Annotated in this window: 2 protein-coding genes; both read left to right on the top strand. The window is 75.6% G+C overall.

Features of this window, described 5'->3' with window-relative positions; genetic code table 11:
* Window positions 1-470, top strand: a 470-nt coding sequence (locus NS334_RS16755; RefSeq protein WP_058756998.1) for an NUDIX domain-containing protein, incomplete at its 5' end; no start/stop codon positions are given.
* On the top strand, window positions 467-739 hold a 273-nt coding region (locus NS334_RS16750; protein WP_206542713.1), incomplete at its 3' end, for a hypothetical protein. The genes NS334_RS16755 and NS334_RS16750, both read left to right, overlap by 4 nt.

The following is a 739-nucleotide window of genomic DNA, read 5'->3' as shown; positions in this document are numbered from 1 at the left end:
CGCTGGAGGATCACGGGCAGGCCGCCTGCGTGCTGCCGTACGATCCCGAGCGGCGCGTGGCGCTGCTCGTCCGGCAGGCGCGGGTCGGGCCCGCGTTCTGGGGGGAGTCGGCCGAGTTCGACGAAGCCCCGGCCGGCGGACTCGACGGGGACGCCCCCGAGGCGACCGCGATCCGCGAGGCGATGGAGGAGGCGGGCGTTCGGTTGACCCGGCTCGAGCCGGTCGCGCACGCCTACAGCATGCCGAGCGTGTCTTCCGAGCGCCTCTGGCTCTACCTCGCGCCCTACGGCGCCGCCGACCGGGTCGGTCCCGGCGGTGGGCTGCACGCGGAGGGCGAGCAGGTGATGGTCGTGGAGATGCCGCTGACCGCGCTGGCGGAACAGGCCCGGGCCGGCCGCCTGCCCGACCTCAAGACCCTGGCCCTCGTCCAGGCCCTGATGCTCCGAGGCCCCGGACTGTTCGCCGCATGACCCTGTCGCCCACCGCACCCGCGCCGGATGTCCTCGCGGCGAGGCTCGCCTTCGCCGAGGAGGCGGCCCCTCTGGCCCTCGCCATGCGGGCGGGCGGCCTCGCCATGAGCAACAAGGGCCCCGATCTCGGCCAGGCCCTGACGGAGGCCGACCTCGCCGTCAGCCAGCTGATGCACGCGCGGTTCGGCCCCGACCTGATCGAGGAGGAGACGGCCGAGGATCTCGGGCAGGCGGCGGCCCGGGCGCTGCTCGCCCGCGACGCCTGGACC

This window comes from Sphingomonas endophytica (genome assembly GCF_001476895.1).
Classification (GTDB): domain Bacteria; phylum Pseudomonadota; class Alphaproteobacteria; order Sphingomonadales; family Sphingomonadaceae; genus Sphingomonas; species Sphingomonas endophytica_A.
This window is presented reverse-complemented; position numbering and strand designations above follow the sequence as displayed.